Source organism: Sessilibacter sp. MAH1 (genome assembly GCF_054658315.1).
The window spans coordinates 194,034-213,941 of the sequence record NZ_BAAGIC010000004.1 but is presented as its reverse complement, the minus strand read 5'-3'; the positions used below and the strand labels follow the sequence as shown (position 1 = coordinate 213,941).

Genomic DNA, 19,908 nt, shown 5'->3' with positions numbered 1-19,908 from the left:
CCTTAGCTGGAATAAACATTAAAAATAGTTTACAGTTGAAAAAAGTTGAGGTGTGCGGTATAGCGGGACGACATAGGCAGTCGGGTTTCAGTGCCAACAAGGCTTTTGTCCGGTTCATTGACTTTGTTTGGTGAATGAACCTCTGAAGCTTCTCCTTTTTATCTCTCCTCAGCAAAATCGATTGCTTCGTAATGCGGCATTTTTCTTCATGCCGAGCTTAAAACTCGTGGTATATGTGAGTTTGTGTATGCGGTTATCCGATAATTTGCAGTTTCTACCCAATTTACTGCTTTTTTTTAAAATTTTAGAAGATACCTTTATTACACGGAAACTCCCGCCTTTTAGATTTATTGGGCGCCACACTTGATGATAATACTCTTGGCTTAAGTTCTTAGAATAGGACATAGATTTCGCTGTAAAAATCTTGTCTGACTGGGAAGGAGTAATTTAACTCGTTTTTTTTTGGCGCGTATAATTACATTTTGAACAAACGCGCTATAATAGACGAACCAGATCCACAAAATAATAAAAGCTAATTTATTTAGGTAGTTGAGGAAATACTAATGGCTAAAGCAAAATTTGATCGTACTGAAGTAGTTCATGCTGCGACACAGTTATTTTGGCAGCGCGGATATCAAGCTGCTTCTATGCAAGACGTTTTTCAGGTAACCGGTTTACAACCAGGCAGTTTATACAATGCCTTTGGTAGTAAAGCAGGCTTATTTGAAGAGACAGTAAGACACTATTCTAAGATTTCTTTTGAGAGAGTTTCAGAAGAGTTAACCAGCGCCCCGTCTATTGACGTTGGTATTTGCAGTGTACTTTTGAGAATGATTCGGGAATCTACTGAATCTGAATTCTGTAGCTGTTTTTTGGTGAAAAGTCAGTTAGAGCTTAAATCCAGTGGTGACGAAGCGCTAGCTTCTGTTGTTGCTGAACAGTTGAAAAAGCTAGAAACTATTTTCAGTGAAGCATTGCAAACGGGCCAGTCTGAAGAGGCCGTAAACGCAAAAACAACCAGTTTGTTGTTAAACATGTTTGGTTTGCGTGTATATGGTTACCTTGGTTACGGATATGATCATTTGTTGCAAGGCGTTCGAGAGTCATTGTCATGGTTGCCATGGGACGAAGCTCTTACACTGCCTGTAAACGCTTATCCAGCACAAAGTATTCAGTAATATTTTGAAGCAGTCACGCTTGTATCGTATGTCTTTATGTTGATATACAGATACAAGCGGATGCTTATTAAATGACGCAATCTATTTTCCCTTCAGTTTTTTCGCCAATCTGTAAAATTCTATTCACCTATTTTCAGAATCAATTTCGGTTAAACTCATAATCCCAGTATTAATTTACATTATTAATTGAGATCTATTGATAGGTTTTTAATGCTTCTGGAAGTGTCTTTAATACGGTAACTACTTTTTCAGGGTTATTTTCTAATTTGGATAATAAAATTCCGCCCTGCATCATAGAAAACATTACTTCAGCAGCACTGGCTGTATCCATAGCAATATTGTTTTCTGTTTTATAGTGCTCAAGCGTTAGTTGTATCGCCTTAATAACCTTATACGCACAGTGGGTAATCGCGGTGTGAATCTGATCATCAATTGTCGACAACTCTAGTGCGATATTACCCAAAAGACAGCCTTCGACTTTTCCAGATTCCGACATGCTGGAGGCTGCAATTTCTCTTGGAATTTCTTTTAATTTCTCAATTTTTTCTATGGCACTAATATCTTGACCAGAAATTTCCGTCATTTGACCGGCTAATATATCTGCGTGTAACTCTAAGCAGGCAATTAATAAAGCAGCTTTAGACGGAAAGAAATGATAGAAGGTACCTTTATTTATAGAGGCTTCATCACAGATTAAACTGGTGCTTGTGCTGTTATAACTTTTACTAAGAAATAAACGATACGCAGTGTTTATGAGATGAGTTTTACTGTTAGTTTTAGTGCTATTCATAGTAATCTTATCAATACTTATACATCTAATTGGTTTACATCAAACATTATTTAATGATCTTTTCATGCCGTTTGATGAAGGTTCTGTTTAATGAAGCTTTCTCATTAGGTTGTTGTTATCCAAACGCCTTTGGTGTTTCTTAAAGTTTATTTTCGGCTAGTAAAAATGGATAGCTAATTAATCTTTTGCAATTAATACATTTAAAAATCAGTTTCAGTATTTCGATAATTACCGGTAACAAATGGCGAGCTTGAAAATATAAAGGTGTTGGCGTTTTCGCATTGATGCATGACCGCGAAGTTTACCAGTGTGGGGAATACTGTTTTTGATTTTGGCAGGTTCTTCAAGTCCTTTTGCATTTGCAATTACACCATTTTTAATTGAGATTAAATAGAGCAACAATTTTTCGTGATTCGCGCGGTTATTAAGAGCTAAATAAAACTTTACTAACAATAAAATGCGAAGAGAAGGTTATAACAGTATTTGATTCTTGAAGTGCTATATAACTGACTTGTTGGTACAGAAACAACGCTTTGTATAAACAAAAACCTCTCCGTCTGGAATTGTAGCGACTATTCATATTGATAGAAAGCGGTAATCACAAAATATCATTCGCAAAGTTAGATTAACGTTAGCAAAAAGCTCTCTTTTTTAGACAATTAGATTATTTTTCGAGTGTAATTAATAAAAATCTATCTGCTGTTTGTTTCAATTAATTATTAGTTTAGTCAGAGTTAGGGTTCATATTTTTCTAGTTAACCGGTCGGTTTAATTTTTTATAACTTGCAATTAAGTCATTGAAAAAAACAGGTATTTCTAAGACTAAAATGTTTATTCAATTATGACAGTGATTTATAAATTTCCCGGTAAAAATTATGAAGAACCGTCGGAATTATTGAGGCTTAATGAAATAAATAATCATTTAATACGTACGGCTTTAATGGATTTGCGGATGTGCTTAAATGCCGCATGAATTTGTTGGAAATTAAATTAACATATCGCTGATTGATACGTTCTTGATTTATTTATCGGTCAGAACTTGAAAAGGTGATTTGCAGTTTCTTTATAGTTGCGGCGCTTATCGTTATTGAACTTGGCGATAGGGCTTTGATGCGGCGGAGACATCCGAATTAATTGCAACTTCTTTAATTCACGGCTTATCGCTGTGTTAATTTCCTACTATTTTTGTCCGGAAATGTGAAAGACAAAGTGCCGTGATTTTTGTTGTATTTGAGTTGTCTTTAGACGGAGTCTCTTTTGTATATTAATCGTTTAAGTTGTTTTAAGTCTGTGCAGTATTTTATCAATCTTCGGAGGTTTAATTCGCGGTTCTACACTGATTATGATCGACGTGCATTGCTGTAACTGTGTTGGTTACTGGTCGATTTCTTGTCGGGCTTTAAGTCGGTGATTTTGATAGCGTGAGTCGCAAACTTCGACCGAGTATAGGTGATGGCTTAAGAGTGCGTTGTATTGGTGGCTTGTTGTGTCGATGGTAAGCCAGCTGGGTGAGAACGTTACCTGGAGCGTTATTGCGAGTTTATTGTTGGCTGCTTTGCATCATATTTGATGATTTGAGTAGGTCTATTAAGCAAGCCGAATATCTTTTGTTATTTTATTATAACTTCAATAAGCTGTCGTTATTGAAAGTGACTGCACATCCATGTGCTATTGAAAATTCTATAGGAAACTCTGATTAACCTAGAGTTTCTCGCGACACAAGGATGTGTCGCCAACTTCAAGAACTGTAAGTAATTGAAATTGTGAAGAAATTGGAAATCACATTGTCAATTTCTGCCCGCTGATTAAATCAAGGATGAGTTAATCAGAGGTTCCTATAATTAATCTACATTTTAGATATAACCGTTTTATTGAATAATCTTTATTTTCTCTCCCGGAATGGGTTCGCCTCTGGGATAGTAGCTGTTAATAAGTCTTAAATATTCTTCGCCGTATTTTCCGAGTTTTAATTGATTGGCCAATCTCGCGAAGGTTGTATTTTCGTTGGCAATAACGTATTTAATGGTTTTTGAGTGCTTTAGTTTTGCGGTGTTGGGTGATGTTCTTGCCACTGGTTGAAAGCTGCGAATAGAAGACATAAACAATTGGTCATAGTTAATACCTTCTTTTGCAGAGTTGACCTTGCCTTCAAAAACATAGGCAACGCCGCCTCGGTTTAATACGGCAATGCGTTGTTCGGCCCCGCTCTTATCCGATTTGATTCCTGTATGTCCGAGCATTCCAAACTGATTCAATGGTTCTGATTGTTTTAACAGAGTGACATTAAATTTGCTTCTGAGAAACTCTTCGTAATTGGTATCTGGTTTGAGCCTTGAAAGACCAAGAGTCAGACTTGCCGATTTGTCGGTGGCCTCGCCAATAATTTCGGTTTTTCCATTGTCGATTTCCCAGCTTTCTGGAAACAACATAGTGAAGCCAAGTCGAGAATGTGTGTATCGGTTTTCTTTGTTGGCTTCTTCCTTACTGGCTGCCTGTTCGGCGCGATCGAAATTTTCTCCCCAGATTAGGCCGTCGGTGGCCTCTTCAAATCGTTCTACATAGAGCTCGCCGGATTTTTGATTGTCACCCGTGGCTTTTACTGCCTCTTGTAAACGTTTGTCGTTACGTGGGTGACTTGCAAATACACCGTGGTAAGACGTGGTTTGTTTACCGGCGTCTTTGGCTTGTTGCTTAGTGAATCGTTCGTGATCTTTCAATACGCCAATAACGTCAATCATGGCTTCAGCGGAATAACCGGCATTGCGAATGTATTCGGCGCCAAAACCATCGGCCTCTAGCTCCATATTTCTGCCGTATCCAGCGATGGCGGCATCGCTCCATTGAGCCGCCGCCGAGGCGACGGTTGAGCTGCCTGTCAGTACGCCGGCAAACACGGCTCCGACATTTCGCCCAGCTCTCGCGGCCTCTTGGCGAACGGCGTGTCTTGCGGTCACGTGTGCGATTTCGTGGCCTAATACCGCGGCTAATTGCGCTTCATTTTGTAGATAGGCAATCAAGCCGCGATTAATAAAAATGTAGCCGCCGGGCAGGGCAAAGGCGTTGATGTCTGGGCTGTCTACCACGGTGAAATGGTATTCGATTTTGGTGCGATCTCCGGCTGCCGCTACTTTTTGCCCAACTTCGTTGATGTAGGCATTGAGTTTTTCATCTTGGTAGACAGGTAGGGTTTTGAGCATTTCCTCGTAGAGTTCTTTGCCCAAGGAGACTTCCCGTGCCGATGACATGGTAACCGTATCTACTCGGCCGGTTGCAGGATTGATGGCACAGCCTTGTAAAAGGGAAAAGCAGGCGATAGCAGACAGAGACAGTTTTTTAAGCAATTGTTTTTGATTGGGCTTACGCATGTGGGTGCAAAGTCCTATGAGCAGATAGTTTACTAAGAGGTTAATGTATTAAGGCGTTGAGTCTTGGGCGGCAAAAAAGCCTTTTAACTGCTCTCCCATGCCGTTACAGGCACTTTTGCGGACCTGCGCAATAATTGGTATGGGAATGACTACCGCGGGCACGTAGGAGGTTCCCGAGGCGTCGGCAGACAGTTGGCCTTCTCGTCTTCGATTGCGGTAATCCCAAACAATAGCTTCGTAGTCGGATTCTTTATCCCAGGTGCCAAAACCAAAGCAGCCTGCGGCACCAACGCTGATTGTACAACCAATGGAGCCACTGGAGTCGGTGACCTCGGTTTTACCATCGATCCAGATAATATAGGTCACGTTAAGACGTTTCATTACTTCTTCTATGGCGGAATCATCAAGAAAACGCGACAGATCTTTAACCTTTAGTGGCGCGGTTCGAGGCTCAAACCATGGGTACATGGCATCTAAGAATTCATCTTCCGGAACGACGTTTAAGCCATCGGAACCCCTCGACAGAACATTGCCAACGCATTCAATAAGCTTCGGTTCGGTTTCGTACTCACTGGAATGTCTTCTACCCAGAACAACTACGGATTCGTCTTTGTTGATCTTTATTTGCTGTTCATTGGCTCGGTGTTCATCGATGGTAAGTGTTGTGCAACCACTAAAAAACACAATGCTTAAGCTCAGTATTAAATACACAATTTTCATGTGCTTACCTCTTGTGAAGGGTTTTCTATGCAGTGATCGGTAAATAATTATTGCTGTACGATTATTAAATACCGGTTTTTTCTAAGGTGTCTGTTTTGGGTTCGGGCGAATTTGGTGGCAATTCGTTGCTGCGAATGTCTTCTTTGTTTGCCAGCCAAGATTTAACTTCAGGTACACGTGCAAAACCGGTAGTAAGACTGGCGCCTAAATCTCTTAAGGCCACAATAATAGCTTGGTTCATGGCTTCTTCTCGGGATTTTAAGAACGCCGAAGGTGTTTTGCCGTAAGCACTCATGATCCAATCTGCTACCAGTTCCCCGTTGCCGGAATAGACCTGCATGTTGTAGCGAATCCAAACTTCGTAGATTTTGCTGCGCGTCTCTTTGGGAGAAGAGTACTGAAACTCGTTGATCGAAGGCAGTAGAACCAAGTCGTAATCGGGATTATTTTCATCCAACGACGTTAGGCTCTCTGAATGTGTAAACATTTTTTCAAAAACCTGCTCGAATAAATGTTGGTGCGCCTCACCAATGCCAATCTTCCATTTAGAGCGCGATTCTTCAGATTCCGAATAGGTGTATTTAGTAAGTTCATCGGTGTACACCACACCCATAGTGATATCGATGGGTTGTACCACAGGTTTTGGGAAATCACTTTTAACAATCAACGCGCTTTCACACGCTGAGAGTAAAAAAGCTGATGCGAGAAGTAGGGCCTTGGTTAAGGTTCCTCGGAGGTGTCCATTCAGCCGTTTCATAAATTGAGCCGTAGTTGAGAATTTATGTTTATTGTCAGAGCTGTTGTCTTTGGGCGACGAAATCCGTTGGTTTAGGTGCCTTGTGTTTTGGCTACCTATAACACATCGCTGGGCAAACTCTTACTCAATTGCGGTGATCGTTTAAGCCTACAAAAGTGCCACCATTTTTACGAGTCAGTTCGCGCATGAGTGCGGCGAATCGAATTCCCGTAGTTTGCTGGTTTTTCGGGCGAGTAAACTGCACAGGGAATCCCACCGCATGAATTCGCACCAGCCGTTCGCCGTCGGCACCTTTGCGGTTGAGTCGATCAACCGTGTCTACCACTTGTTTAATAGAGTTTCCGGTAAATTCGTCACCCAGCACATACAAACTGATTTTCTTGTCGGGATCATAATAAGTACGAATAGCGCGTTCGATACCCTCAACCGGACTTGAGTTACTGAAAGGATTCCAACTTCTTAGGCGCTGCAAAATGATATCTCGCCTAGCCGGTGTATCAGGAATCCATTTGCCGCGAAAGCTATCAAACATGTAGTCACCCATGTCATTCATCACTTGGATGCCTTTCACATTAGGGTATATGTCTAAGATGTTCACCATTTCGGTCATCATCCGACTCCAGCCGTAGTTGAACATACTGCCAGAGGTGTCAATGATAAAGATAATGTACTCACTATCGACGGGAATTCCACCGACTAAGTTGTTTTTACTCTGATAATTAGAACCCAGCAAACGTTGCATTTCTTCGGTGAGCGACTGCAGAGCTAATTCCAGCTCGCCTTTAATTGTGTTATCGACGTTACTTGATTGGTTTAGAGCCGCGTACTGGCGATTTAAGTTGTCGAGTTGACCACGCAAGATCGCAATGCGTTTGTTTTCGGCGTCGAGCTGTTCGTGCTTGGCATTGAGTTCGCGATTTAATACTTGGGTTTCGCCTCGGATCGAGAAGAGTTTTTCCTGCAAGTCGGCAACAATACCGTCGAGCTGAATTTCGGTTTCTTCCAGCACCGATGGCTCTACGGTTTTGGTAATCATCAGCAGTAAAACAATGGCGCCAAAGCCACAGCAAACCACATCTAAAAACGACATGCTCGATTCTTCGCTGACTCGGCGTTTACGTTTCATCGACATAAGGTCACCTTTAAGGCCAATCTTTGGATGGAGTTAAAAACGCACCTTGGCTGATTTGCGCCAGTTGCCAAAATACCGCGGGAGCAAATGGATCGCCTTCCATGGGTAATAAGATGGTATTTACGGGAACGCCCGCCGGTAGCAGTGCAATGGCTGAGTCGGCCAGTTTTAAGCGCTCAGGGCCGGTAATGGTGGTTTTACGGCTCGGTTTTGCACCCTGTGTGGGCAGACCATCGGTAATTAAAAAGATGTTATCGGGCCTTGGGTTAAGCAAATTTAACGTGGTAAATACGCGATGCAAGCTGGTGCCGTTTTGAGGAATAGTTTGGCGTAAATTATCGATGGCTCTTTCAAGCTGCGCTTTGTCATCGATATTTAACCACTGAGTTTCTGTGCCCAACAGCGGTGATTGTGCATCGGTATTGAATGTGTAAATTTGATATTGAGCATTTGGCGGTAATTGCGCCACCAGCCATTCGACGATGGCGAGCCCTCGCAACCATTTGGGCGATTGTTTTTTTATCGAGTCGTCCATGTTACGGCGCCGAATGACGTTAACAATGGATTCATCCAGCATACTGGCCGAGGCATCGAGCATGATCAACACGCGCCTGCCGCCAAGATTTAAACCGGTCAAATATTGTCGATTACCTTCACCTATAAAGCGTCGAGAATTATTGGCGCTTTGATCGGCATCGGCTTCAAGCTGTTGTTTTTCTTTCTCTAAGTCTTGAATTTTTTTCTTCAAAGCATCAACGGCGGAGTCAGTATCTTCCGCGTCTAGGTCTTCAATGGCACCTTGAAGGCGGGTTAGATCCTCGTTAATTCGCGTTGCCAAACCTTGAGCTTGGGCTAAACGCTGATCAATGTCGGAAATGGTATTGCGAGCTCGAACGAGGTTTTCTTCTCCCTCGCGGATTTCCTCTTCTAAAAGATTCACTTCAGCATTTTGCTGCGGGCTTTGATTTTCGGTTTGGGTATCTACATCGTGTTTGATGATTAAAAAAATCAGCGCAACCGCGCCAAAGCCGCACGACATAATGTCGAGAAACGATAGGCTGAAGGTGGTAAATCTGCGCGAACGAGCCATTAATGATGAACCTTAATGAGTGTGGCGTTGGCTAAGGCGCTGGCGATCTTATCGCCGATTTTTAGGGCGTTAACGGTAGAATTAAAATCAACTTCCCGATCATTCATTGTTAAGCCTTCGTGCAAAATGTTGAGATAGACAACACCGGCCTCGGAGAATAATTCCACAAAGGCATCGAGAGCTTTGTTGTGAGAATCGAGTGGCAATAGCCGAGAATCCAGAAGCAGCCTTTTACCAATGGGATAAGCTTGGGAATTAACGAGCAGATGGCTGGGCGTTAATTCTAATAATGCGGTCGTTTCGGACTGATGGCTCCCAGAATAATTAAGATCGTTAAAAGTCACCGAGCGCGCGGGATTGGCTCTTAATTGGTGAATTAACGCAGTTTCGCCGTGATCGTCTTGCAGTTGTTCGAGATACTCAAAGGCCAAAGGTCTAGTAGTGTTTTCAGATAATAAAATGGCTTCTGGCAAGATTTCATTCATTCCGACTAAAGCCGAGCAACTTGGACTCAACACAATTTGGCTGTGGGTGTCGGCTAGTGGTTTGATTCGATCAATGACGCGATTCAATAAGGGTTTGATGGCGTCACTAAACAAGCTGTTGGCGAGTTTAATGGATTGCTCACCGATTCTGATTTCGTTATTGCCTGCGGCAAGTGATACCTGCCATTCGGCCAATTGGTTGTAAACCGATTGCTCCGCTTTGGCATCGTGCAACGGGTTGTAGCGCAATTGACGAATAAACTCATCGGAAATGGCTCGCGCCCATGCGTCGTCGATTTGCGCGGTGCCGCAGCCGGGTAAAAGCGTTGCTTGTTTTTTTAAGACGGTGCGCTGGTGAATGTCTATGGGAGTTAAAACAGCTTGGTGCAGTAATAACTCTACGTGCACATATTGGCCATTGTAGAGTTGCGTTGTGTGTAACACGGCCGAATCGACAATGCTATCGACTTGAACATTTAAACTCTGGCAAATACCCAAGAGCAGTGCTAATTGGCGCTCGCTGTAAGAACCCGGTGCCGAAATAATCAGGTGGCTTACCGAAAATTCTTCAAACCAGGTTTTTAGTTGGTGATAAACCAGATCGGCGTTGTGTTTAACACGCGCGGTTGCGCTGCGAATTGGGTCGAGGCTGAGTTGATCCCAAAATTGATTGCTGGCACTTAAGGGTTTTAAACGGTATTGGTTTTTGGCGTCTTTACCCGTGGTAATTTCGTGATCATCAAAAATAGCGTAGCCGGGCGCAAAGACTTGCGAGTCTTCGCTCTGTAAGCACAGATTATGATCGTTTAAATCTAATACAAAAATACGTTGTGTATTGGCCACGGGTGTTTCCAGAGCGATAGGGACGATTGATAAATGCTGATTAATTGCGAACGGTTAAAAAGCGTAACAGGTTTGAATCGCAATAGTTTTCGGTATCAAGCACCAGCCGTTCTTGCATCAACTGAAGTTGGTGGGTAAAAAACATCACGATAATACTGATCACCAAGGCGATAAATGTTGAGTTAAAGGCAACCCCCAAACTTACCGTAACGCCTGCAATGTCACCTTGTACGGCTTTGTGCGCTTGGCCGAGTGCTTCACCAATACCGCGCACGGTACCGATAAATCCAATAGACGGAATTGCCCATGCAATATAGCGAATCATCGCCAATTCGCTGTCGAGACGATCAGACTCTGTTTCGCAGGTTTCGCGCACCGCATTGGCTGCATCGGTAACGCTTTTGGAGGAATCAAAGCGTTGCAGCGCTTTTAATAAAGCCCTTGGCAAGAGCATTAATTGCTGAGCCACCGGCAGTGATTGAATAGGGCGAGATAAATCGCGGGCGTCTTCCGGTAAAATGGTTATGCCTTCGCGAAGGTTCAGGATTGATGCCGATAACAGTCGGCGTTCGGCCATAATATCTCGGGCTTTGTAACCCATGATCGCTAAAGCCCAGAGCATTAAAATAAAACAGGCTTCCTGTTCGTAATCTTTTAAAACCACAAAAATGGATCGTTCGCTGGGTGCATTCTCTCCGGCTTCTTGTAATTCCATTTGATGACGAACTATGGCATCGGCTTGTGGGCGTACCAGTGTTACGTACACGGCGTGAACCAATATCGCCGCGGTAATTAGCGCGAAGAGCTGGTACAAAAATTCTGAAGAGCCATTGCGCTTCATTACATCTCCTTAAATTCGATTAAATATCGGTTGGAAAAGACACGGATAAATCTTCCGATATCTCTTCGCTGGGAATAAATTCCGGTGCGGGTTCTGAGTTACTTTGTGCCGTCGAAGATTTGTTGTTTTGTTCTTGAGCTGATTTGTCGTTTTGTTCTTGGTTGGATGATTCAAAATCTGACTCAGTATCGTCGCTTGTTTGTGCAAAACTTAAAGCACTTACCGACAATACGATCGTAAACGCTGCGCAGTTGAGCGCAGTTTTTAACAAGTTCAGACGGAAATTAAAGCCGAAAATAGATTTCATACGTGCTTAATCCAAGAAACGTGCGATACGGAAACCGATGGTATTTTTACGGTCGTTGCCATACTCGCGATACGACAATCTCAAATCGGAAATACCACCACTTGACCAACTGCTACCACGAATTACATGGAAATCACCTTCGGCTGGACCCAATGGATCGACTTCGGTCTCTGAGGAAATTCCGGTTTTAATCAGATAAAAATCGCTGATCCATTCCGAGACGTTACCGTTTATATCAAACAAGCCATTATGGTTTGCCGCAAAACTTTTCACGGGTGAGGTCACTATGTAGCCGTCATCGTAACCCGCTTGAATAACACCTAAAATAGACGCCGCGCTACGATCGGCAATATTCTCGGATTTATCCGGCGGTGGCAGGGCGTCTCCCCAAGAGTAGCGAAGCATGTCGCCATCTTTAAATCGTGCAACCCAAGCCCATTCTGCTTCGGTTGGTAACCGATAACCGTTTGATTGCGAATTGAAACCTTTAAATTCGTCGTTCTCAAAGTTATAAAACAGCGGCAGATTTTCTTGTTGCGACAGCCAGTTACAGAACTTGGCCGCTTCTACCCAACTCACGTTTACGACCGGTAATTGGTCGTTATCGAGACTGTTTCCAGACACATGGCTGGATGAATGTGTGGCTTGGAATTGTTTAAATTGCGCGTTGGTGGTCTCGGTGGTTGCCATGTAAAACGGGCGCGTCAATTGAACCGTGCGCAGGGTTTCGTTAGAGCGGCGACCTTGTTCGCGCCGCGATGCACCCATGGTGAAGGTATCGTTTGGACGGAATAATTTAAGCGTTTGGCCATCGGCTGCGGTAATGGTTTGTTTAACGTTTTCCCACTTGGCCTCTTCTAATGTTTTAAGCTGTACCGAAACATTTTGCGTAAGCTCTGGATGTGGAATAACCGCTGTGGAGTAATCGGCGTAGCCTTCTTTTTTTATCGTGATGCGCGTTTGGCGAGCCGGTAATTTTAACGACTGACTGGCGCGACCACTTAAGCGGCCATCAACGTAAAGCAGTGCATCGGATGGGTTTGCAGAAATACGGACTAAGCCAAGTAGCTCCGGTAAGTTAGCGCTTAAATTGATCTTATCCCCGGATTTAACGCTCACAGACTTGGATACCGATTGATAGCCATCTTTAAAAAACCGTACACGCATACCGTTTTTAGGTGTGACTGGAGCGGTTATCGGTGTTTGCCCTACATAAAATCCATCGATCGTAACGCTCGCACCTTGCGGAGAGGATGTTAGTTGGATTTGACCATCGATTTTTTCTAAAACTAGGGTTCCTACCTTTTGATCTTCTTGCGCTTTAACGGTAAGCGGGTAGGTTTTGTCTTTGTAACCGCTGAGTTTTAAAACAATATCGCGATCGCCTTGAAGCAGTTCTACACTGGCTGGTGTTTTACCGAGCAGCTCGCCGTCGGCATAGATTTCGGCACCCTCGGGTAAGGAGTTAACGCTGACGTCTGCCCAGGCGGGAACCAAAGAAACGTCAAGACTTTGCTGAATGCGCTTGCCTTCAATGATCACTGTGTCTGAATAGTTTTGAAAACGCGCACTGGTTATGGTGTATCTGTGTTCACCGGCCGAAATGTCCTTGATGATTAGGTTTTCTGTAACCTGGGCTTTTTCGCCATCGATGAACACTTCTATCTCGGTATTTTCGGCCAAATTGATTTTTAGCGAACCCGGCAGCGGTGCTAGGTTAAGCTCAATGGTTTGGTTCTCTTGGCTACTTACGGTGATATCCGACGATAAGGTGAAGTAATCTTGATGAGTGATAACGGCCTGATACTGTCCCGGTAGCAATAAATAGCTGTCGCCCAGTTTTAGGTGAAAACCACCTTCTAGGTTTACCTCGGCATCAATGGGATTGGTATAAATGATTAATGATCGCGCGCTGATCAAATACCAGCCAGAGACTAGGACGATTAAAAATAGCGCGGCGATTACGCCGTAGATTGGTTTAAAAACAAATCCTGATTTTGTTTCGACGGCAGCGGTAGGAGTAAATTGCGCTGCTTGAATGCGTTTGATCGACGGTTTGTTATCCATATACAACTTAATGAGGTTTTTAATTTCACGATCTGATTGTTCAGGCCGATTTGGATCGAAATAAGTCTTTAACAGTTTTTCTGCGTGTTACTTTTTCTTAACGTCGCTTTTTCTTAACGTCACTGTTTCGAATGTCTTTTTTTGAATATCGTTATGGACAGTCGTAACACGATACTGATATTTGCTCTTTGAGCTTGTGAGTTCTATCGCGAAGCAAAGGCTCTGGCAAAAGTTACCGCAAAAACCACCTAAAAAGTATCATTAAAGACTCGCTATTTTCTCCTCACATTGAATTCGAATAGAAATTGGACTTTTATCGGCGGTAACGGTGAATTCTTGGCGCACATCGCGATAACCCGCACGAGAACCCACAACGGTGTAACGGCCCGGTTTAAGCTGTAGAGAGTGCTCTTCAAACACACCGAGTTTACCGACGCGGTACACCGTAACTTCGGTTTGATTGTTGGATTGAATACTCACCGTTACCGGTGTTTGTGCACTGTCGATGGCGTTTTCTAGCTTGGCAATTTGTTGGGCGAGTCTTGGCCCCGGCGCAGAAATGTTTTTTGCGTCGGTCAGCGTTTTTTGGGCCTGAGTTAAAACCTGAGGATCTGCAATTCGCAACGGATCGGCGATGAGCGCATTGAGGTTTTCATCCAACTTAAGCCGGGTAGACGCTTTAATTTTACCGATGCGCGCGTTGACCAAATTAGGGTCGTATTTTAAAGCGTTTTCGTAGGCCGCTAGGGAATCTTCCCAGTTTTCTTGTTCTGCCAGAGTTTCAGCAATGGTTAATTGCTGGCTGAGAGCGGTTTGTAGCAAACGGTTTTCAGCTTGTGTTTTTGCCGCTTGTGCGTCGCTGGCGTTGGGTTTTATGGCCAATGCCGCTTTGAATTCTTCTCTTGCGCCACGAAAATCGCCGTCGTCGAGGGCGTTATAACCCCGAGACATGGTTTCTGCAAACCGTTGATCAACAATGGTTACCGTCAGTGCTTTTATTTTTTCATCGACTAACTTTGATTGCGAATCTAAAGCCTGTGCTTCTTTCAATTTTTTTAGCGCATCTTGCCATTGGCGTTGTTCTTGAAGTTGATCCGAGACTTTTACTAAATCCAACACCTCTTCAAGATTATTGGCCCGCGCTAACGCTTGTTTGGCTTGGGTGCTACTGGGATCGATTTGTGTGGCTAGGGAGAGTTTTTCGACGGATATTTTAGGGTCGTTGTTTTCTAAAGCGGCAATACCTTCGGCTAAGGTTTCTTGAAAGACCGAATCCTTTTTTTCAGACAGTGCGGTAAAGGCCTCTAAGCTTTGTTTATAGAGCGTTTTAGCCTGTTCAAACTCTCGATTGCGATATTGTTCATCGCCGCTGGCTGCGGTTGCCATAGCGTTGGAGAATTCTTCGTTAGCCCAAGAAGTCACCTGTGCTTGTTCGAGCTTACGCTGGTGATCAAGAATTTTTGCCAGAATATCTTGCGCTTCGCGGCGTTGTTTGGCGAGCTGAGCTTCACTCCACGGTGATTCGAGATTGCCGCCAGCGGCGGCGTTTGCAGCCGCCGATTGCGAGGTGTTGGCCGGTGGCGCGCTGTTGTCACTGGCTACTGGTTTGCTGGGTGTAACTAAACTCGGCAGCCAAAAAATAACCAGAACCAACAAAACAATCAGCAAAATAAATGGCACAATGGCTTTGGGCTCCATCCACCAAGGTGTTGTCGAAACTTGGGCGATGGGTCCCTGAGCCCAAGGTGCAGGCTCAATTGGGGGTGACGGTTTTTGAGTGACTTCGGTAGGTTGTTCGTTGTCGGTAATGTCGTTTTTGTTCGAATCAGTCATTTTTAATACAGTAATCTCTATCGACGATTATTGAACGCCGCCGGTTTCTAAATCGTAAATATCTCGGAGTATTTCGCGCCATTGCTCATATTGGTTTTCTACCGTTCCCGAGAGCGTTATGGTGCGATCTTCTAAGTCAATGTAATGAGATTCTACTTCGGCGCCTAGTGAGTCGCCCAATTCTCTGAGTGCTTCAAGGTGTAATTTACTGTCCGAGCGGGTGCCAAAACCTTCTTTAATGAGATAACCGCCGCCGACAATGGCGACCGAGCCCGCCGCTCTGGCAGAGGCATCCGAAGATCCAGCAGCGAGTATGCCGCCCACAACCGATGCAACACCGGCCACGGTTTGGCCAATGGCCTGGGTGCGTAAACGTCTAACTTCCGCGGCCTCGGAATAGCTTTGGCTGCGCCATTCTTGATAGGGTTTTTCCATTTCGTTAACGAAGGTGCCGTAATATTCTTGAAGCGTATCGACAAAAAGATAATCGCGTTCACGAATGGTGCGAATGCGCTCAAGCATTGGGTCGGATTCGGCCGGTAAGCGATTGAGTTGATATTCGCCTTTTTTATCGACGTATAAATGATCGTCAAAGGCCTCTGGTGAAAAGTCTTTGGCGAATTTTAGTTCGGTAACAATGCGCAGTTTTCTTAAGTAATCGCTGGCCAGCTGGCGTTTGTATTCTAATAAATCGTTGGCGATTTCGTTATAAACGCTGGAGAACGGATCGCGACGAATTCTTGCGGCGGGATCGTAGCTGTATTTGCTGGCTTTTTGTTCGTATTCTTTTTCAAACCATTGATCGCCCACAGAATCGAAGGCGCGAATATTTAAGATCAAGCGCTCACCGTCTGAGGAAATAATTTTCCCGGTAACCATCACATCAACCGCGGCATTTTCGTTAGGAACAACACGAACGGCTCCCCAAGCGGCGCTGCGTTGCATGGCGTCCATGAGTTTTACAGGGAAAAACTGTGACTCTGCCTTGCGAACTTCTGAGGAAACGGGAATAACTGACTTACTTTCGTCCTCAAGACCCGGATCAAAAATAACGATTCCTACATCCAACAATTCGTTTTCAGGAATATTGCTAGTTTCTACCTCAAGTGGTGTTTGCGCGGTGGATTTGACGACCTTATTGGCACAACCGGTAATTGCAAATGCAGCGGTGACCATCGTCAGAACAATAAAAGTGCGCTTTAGGTTAGCAATGGTTTGCGAATATTGAGTTATCGCCATGGTTTAAGCCTGTATTTGTTTTCGCCGATATCTTTTTAGGAGTCTCCGATTAACTCATTCGTGATTTAATCAGAGGGCAGAGAAAATAATTGTTATTTTTGCTGATTTTTATACTTCCGATATTCGTCCCACAGGGCTTCACGCAATTTGGGGTCGGTTTCTCGCATAGCCGCCTCGCGAATTTGTCTGGCGACAACGTCATCGTCGTTACCGCTGGGAATGTCGGGCGGTGGTGTATTGCTTGCTGCGGTGTGCTCAAAGTCACCTTCGCGATTATCACCGGGGCCAGGTGGCCGATTGCCAACACCTGCCGTGCTGGTAGTGGATTCATACGCACTGCCGGGACCTTCATTTTCACCATTGCCACCGGAAGCTCCCGATCCTTCGACCTCATCAAAAAGAGGCCCGTCGAAATCTTCTAAGTCTTCTTCGCTGCCACTGGCGTTGCGTCGATTCGCGATGTATTCGCGTTCTTTTAATATGTAACCGTCATAGTCGCCAACGGTATCTCTAAAAATGGCTTCTTTTGCGGCGATTTCTTCTTGGGTGCTTCGACCTGTCCCCGTTCCCGAGCCAGCGGTGCTGGGTGCTTGTGCTTCTTCAAAGCTTTCTTGGCCACCACTACCTGCATTGGCATCGTCTGAGAAATCTATGTCGTCGGATTGAGACTGACCGGCACCTGCGGTTTGATTGGCAGGTTGGTTTGCAGCTCCGGGAAGCGATGCTTCTCCACTGGTATTTTCGTTGTCAAAACCACCGTCTGACCCTGTTGTTGCTTGCGCATCTGAGCCGGACTCGGAGCCACCGTAGGTTGTACCCCTGGGTAAGCCTGAACTGGTAGAACCAGACGGTGTGGACGAACTACTGCCTGATGAGGTGCTCGATGAGCTTCGAGATGAGGTATCGCTAGTACCGGACGGTGATCCGGGTCGAGAGACGGTTGCATTGCCACCGGAGCTGCTACTACTAGATGGTGATGAAGAGGAACTAGAGGATGAGCTGGCACTGGGTTGCGAAGGGTTTTGACCAGACGACTGGGACGAGGTTTGGCCGCCGCAGCCTGCAAGAATGACTGCAGTCAGCACGGAAAGACTCATAAGCTTGATGGGTTTGTTCGCCATTTTTCGTCCTCGTAGTGCTTTATTGCTTCTATAAATGTCTTCTATGGTTTAGGAACTTTTGATTAACTTATCGCTGATTTAATCAGAAGACAGAAATTGATAATGCGATTTCCAATTTCTTTACAACTTCAATCACTTACCGTTCTTGAAATTGACGACCCATCCTTGTGCCGCTGGAAACTCTGGGTTAAGCAGAGTTTCCAATATATCTTCTAGGCTCGCCATGAAGGATTTTTGTTCTAATGTTGTTTTTTGTGTCAACTCTCGCGGTAAGCCACCAAGTTGCAGCCGTGCAAAGTCAGCAAAAAATGCTAGCAAGTTTAAATTTACTCAACCTTAACGGCGCGTGAAAGTGCTCCGATATTTAGCTTTTGTGAAATCTTGCCGCGTAAGATTCTTAAAACGTTACCTTAAAAGCCTTATACCATCATTGTTATCAATGATTCTTTGCTACAGAAAGATATCGACAGAATATTGAAAAAAAAGTTTTCATGCTGCGACCTTGGCGCTATTCACCAAGGTTTTAGCACGAATCTAGATGTGTAAAAGTACCTTACGGCGCTTTTAGCTGTTGGGAACTACGAATCGGTGCACGATACCGGTGGTATCAACGGCTTTGCCATTCTCGTATTTAGGTCTGAAAATAGCATTGCGTAAATTACGTTTCACATTAATACGCAGACCGATATTGTTTTCCGGCTGGGCGTCTAACACTTCTATATTTCGTGTGTTGCCGTTATCGGTTACGTCGTACTTCACCATAACAAACTCAGACTCGCCGTTGAGCTCGTAGGATTCTGTTTCGATTAAAGGCTGATCGGGTAGGGCCGTTGGGTGCGAAAATACGGATTTTGCGTAGTTGCTAAGCTCTTCGTCATTTTTTTCATCCACCATCGCTAAGGCTTCTTCATACTCTTTTGCAGCAGCTTTGGGTGCATTGAACAACATGTACCAGTCGCCCAATTGAACCTGCGCGATGAACATTTCTTTGGGATCGACATTGTCGTTATGTTTATAAATATCGACAATTTTCAGCATCGCCTTTTTGCCTTGGACATACGAACTCTGAATGTACTGGTCAATGCGTAGCTTCAGTTCAATTTCACGATCGCTGCGGCGGTTGTCTCGGGTCGAGAATTCGGCAGTACTGGTTGGTTGATTGAATTGAGATCGATAGGCTGGATCGTTTTGTTCAAAGCGCAAATTGGCAAAGTAATAGTTGGCCAAAGCATAACCTCTAAGTGGGTCGACCAATCGTAGGTCGTTTTGGCCAAAATTACTTTGGATAAGAGCTAGCGAGTTATTGTAGAGGTTGTAGGCGTTCAGAAGGTGGCCAATTACCGAACTGCGGTTCACTGAGTAGGCGTTTAGGTGCCAGTCGCTCAGTTTCTCAAAGACCGGCAGCATACGTGGATCGTCGTCGGCAAAATTACGTTGATGCAACCACAATAAATGATCATGGCGATTACTGGCCTCGTTCCAATCACCGAGCGCGACATGGCTGCTAATGGTCTGTTCAATTAAAAGCGCTTGGCTAAGGTCGTATAAACCGCCGTTGATTCTTTGCACATGAATGGCGCGATTTAGGGCAATCAAGGCTTCTTCGTGCAGGCCTTGGTCTTGATATCGTGTCGCCAGAGATTGTAGCTGCTCACTGAGCGATGCACCGAATGGCCCTTGTTCGGATTCGATTCGAGCAATCTCATTTTCGATGCGTGGAATAAGCCGTGTTTGTGCCGCAGGGGCAGGCGACGACGCGTCATTAGCCAGCGCTAAGGATTGGTCCGTTTGGGCAAAAGCCGGACTGCACAGGGCGACGTAAGTAAGCACACCTAAACCGTGTGAACTGAGCTTTTTAACAATGTTGGTTGGCAAAATTAAATGAAGCATAGTTATTACCCGTGAATCATCCCCTGTGAAATCGTTGTCATGTGTCGCTACCGACGGCGTACAAACTTAACGTATGAGCGAGCGGTTCGTTGCAGTTTTCACAAAATAGGAAACTCTGATTAACCTAGAATTTCCAGCGGCACAAGGATGTGTCGCCAATTTCAAGAACGGTAAGTGATTGAAATTACAAAGAAATTGACAGTTTTCTGGGCAATTTCCGTCCTCTGATCACATCATGGAAAGGTTAATC

At 44.4% G+C, this 19,908-nt stretch carries 15 protein-coding genes; 1 reads left to right on the top strand and 14 read right to left on the bottom strand.

What is annotated here, in order from left to right; all coding sequences use genetic code 11:
* Positions 1 to 563: 563 nt before the first annotated feature.
* Positions 564 to 1,178: a TetR/AcrR family transcriptional regulator gene (locus ACYQ28_RS05905; RefSeq protein WP_460048763.1), complete on the top strand. Its 615-nt coding sequence runs from the start codon at positions 564 to 566 to the stop codon at positions 1,176 to 1,178.
* 193 nt (positions 1,179 to 1,371) lie between these two features.
* On the opposite strand, the gene ACYQ28_RS05900 is transcribed toward ACYQ28_RS05905, so the two are convergent.
* The 14 genes from ACYQ28_RS05900 to ACYQ28_RS05835 all read right to left on the bottom strand — a co-directional run bounded on the left by ACYQ28_RS05900 (position 1,372) and on the right by ACYQ28_RS05835 (position 19,658).
* Positions 1,372 to 1,968 carry a TetR/AcrR family transcriptional regulator gene (locus ACYQ28_RS05900; protein ID WP_460048762.1) on the bottom strand — a complete coding sequence of 199 codons (597 nt, stop codon included), beginning with the start codon at positions 1,966 to 1,968 and terminating at the stop codon, positions 1,372 to 1,374.
* Between the two features lie 1,868 nt (positions 1,969 to 3,836).
* Entirely contained in the window at positions 3,837 to 5,333 is a 1,497-nt protein-coding gene (locus tag ACYQ28_RS05895; protein WP_460048761.1) for a M48 family metalloprotease, read from the bottom strand.
* A 48-nt stretch (positions 5,334 to 5,381) separates the two neighbouring features.
* Complete coding sequence (locus ACYQ28_RS05890) at positions 5,382 to 6,053, bottom strand: hypothetical protein (protein WP_460048759.1); 672 nt, start codon at positions 6,051 to 6,053, stop codon at positions 5,382 to 5,384.
* A 64-nt stretch (positions 6,054 to 6,117) separates the two neighbouring features.
* Positions 6,118 to 6,810, bottom strand: coding sequence for a hypothetical protein (locus tag ACYQ28_RS05885; protein WP_460048758.1), 693 nt, complete (start codon positions 6,808 to 6,810; stop codon positions 6,118 to 6,120).
* 124 nt (positions 6,811 to 6,934) lie between these two features.
* Entirely contained in the window at positions 6,935 to 7,942 is a 1,008-nt protein-coding gene (locus ACYQ28_RS05880; protein ID WP_460048756.1) for a VWA domain-containing protein, read from the bottom strand.
* A 10-nt stretch (positions 7,943 to 7,952) separates the two neighbouring features.
* Complete coding sequence (locus ACYQ28_RS05875) at positions 7,953 to 9,032, bottom strand: vWA domain-containing protein (RefSeq protein ID WP_460048755.1); 1,080 nt, start codon at positions 9,030 to 9,032, stop codon at positions 7,953 to 7,955.
* A complete protein-coding gene (locus tag ACYQ28_RS05870) occupies positions 9,032 to 10,360 on the bottom strand; it encodes a hypothetical protein (RefSeq protein WP_460048753.1) in 1,329 nt (442 codons plus the stop codon). The genes ACYQ28_RS05875 and ACYQ28_RS05870 overlap by 1 nt, the downstream gene beginning before the upstream one ends.
* A 40-nt stretch (positions 10,361 to 10,400) precedes the next feature.
* Positions 10,401 to 11,201: a MotA/TolQ/ExbB proton channel family protein gene (locus ACYQ28_RS05865; RefSeq protein ID WP_460048751.1), complete on the bottom strand. Its 801-nt coding sequence runs from the start codon at positions 11,199 to 11,201 to the stop codon at positions 10,401 to 10,403.
* A 19-nt stretch (positions 11,202 to 11,220) separates the two neighbouring features.
* Positions 11,221 to 11,508, bottom strand: a complete 288-nt coding sequence (locus ACYQ28_RS05860; RefSeq protein WP_460048749.1) for a hypothetical protein — start codon at positions 11,506 to 11,508, stop codon at positions 11,221 to 11,223.
* Positions 11,509 to 11,514: 6 nt separating this feature from the next.
* Positions 11,515 to 13,575, bottom strand: coding sequence for a PEGA domain-containing protein (locus tag ACYQ28_RS05855; RefSeq protein WP_460048748.1), 2,061 nt, complete (start codon positions 13,573 to 13,575; stop codon positions 11,515 to 11,517).
* 261 nt (positions 13,576 to 13,836) lie between these two features.
* Positions 13,837 to 15,408 (bottom strand): tetratricopeptide repeat protein, encoded by a 1,572-nt coding sequence (locus ACYQ28_RS05850; RefSeq protein WP_460048746.1) that lies wholly within the window; start codon positions 15,406 to 15,408, stop codon positions 13,837 to 13,839.
* 27 nt (positions 15,409 to 15,435) lie between these two features.
* The gene (locus tag ACYQ28_RS05845) at positions 15,436 to 16,647 is read right to left on the bottom strand and encodes a hypothetical protein (protein ID WP_460048744.1); all 1,212 of its coding nucleotides are present in this window, start codon (positions 16,645 to 16,647) and stop codon (positions 15,436 to 15,438) included.
* 92 nt (positions 16,648 to 16,739) lie between these two features.
* Positions 16,740 to 17,768, bottom strand: a complete 1,029-nt coding sequence (locus ACYQ28_RS05840) for a hypothetical protein (protein ID WP_460048743.1) — start codon at positions 17,766 to 17,768, stop codon at positions 16,740 to 16,742.
* 564 nt (positions 17,769 to 18,332) lie between these two features.
* Entirely contained in the window at positions 18,333 to 19,658 is a 1,326-nt protein-coding gene (locus ACYQ28_RS05835; protein WP_460048741.1) for a hypothetical protein, read from the bottom strand.
* Positions 19,659 to 19,908 lie beyond the last annotated feature (250 nt).

Coding starts and splice junctions, on each gene's coding strand:
- ACYQ28_RS05835 (WP_460048741.1), bottom strand. CDS start 19,658: ATGCTTCATTTAATTTTGCCAACCAACATTGTTAAAAAGCTCAGTTCA.
- ACYQ28_RS05900 (WP_460048762.1), bottom strand. CDS start 1,968: ATGAATAGCACTAAAACTAACAGTAAAACTCATCTCATAAACACTGCG.
- ACYQ28_RS05905 (WP_460048763.1), top strand. CDS start 564: ATGGCTAAAGCAAAATTTGATCGTACTGAAGTAGTTCATGCTGCGACA.
- ACYQ28_RS05875 (WP_460048755.1), bottom strand. CDS start 9,032: ATGGCTCGTTCGCGCAGATTTACCACCTTCAGCCTATCGTTTCTCGAC.
- ACYQ28_RS05860 (WP_460048749.1), bottom strand. CDS start 11,508: ATGAAATCTATTTTCGGCTTTAATTTCCGTCTGAACTTGTTAAAAACT.
- ACYQ28_RS05855 (WP_460048748.1), bottom strand. CDS start 13,575: ATGGATAACAAACCGTCGATCAAACGCATTCAAGCAGCGCAATTTACT.
- ACYQ28_RS05865 (WP_460048751.1), bottom strand. CDS start 11,201: ATGAAGCGCAATGGCTCTTCAGAATTTTTGTACCAGCTCTTCGCGCTA.
- ACYQ28_RS05840 (WP_460048743.1), bottom strand. CDS start 17,768: ATGGCGAACAAACCCATCAAGCTTATGAGTCTTTCCGTGCTGACTGCA.
- ACYQ28_RS05880 (WP_460048756.1), bottom strand. CDS start 7,942: ATGTCGATGAAACGTAAACGCCGAGTCAGCGAAGAATCGAGCATGTCG.
- ACYQ28_RS05850 (WP_460048746.1), bottom strand. CDS start 15,408: ATGACTGATTCGAACAAAAACGACATTACCGACAACGAACAACCTACC.
- ACYQ28_RS05885 (WP_460048758.1), bottom strand. CDS start 6,810: ATGAAACGGCTGAATGGACACCTCCGAGGAACCTTAACCAAGGCCCTA.
- ACYQ28_RS05845 (WP_460048744.1), bottom strand. CDS start 16,647: ATGGCGATAACTCAATATTCGCAAACCATTGCTAACCTAAAGCGCACT.
- ACYQ28_RS05895 (WP_460048761.1), bottom strand. CDS start 5,333: ATGCGTAAGCCCAATCAAAAACAATTGCTTAAAAAACTGTCTCTGTCT.
- ACYQ28_RS05890 (WP_460048759.1), bottom strand. CDS start 6,053: ATGAAAATTGTGTATTTAATACTGAGCTTAAGCATTGTGTTTTTTAGT.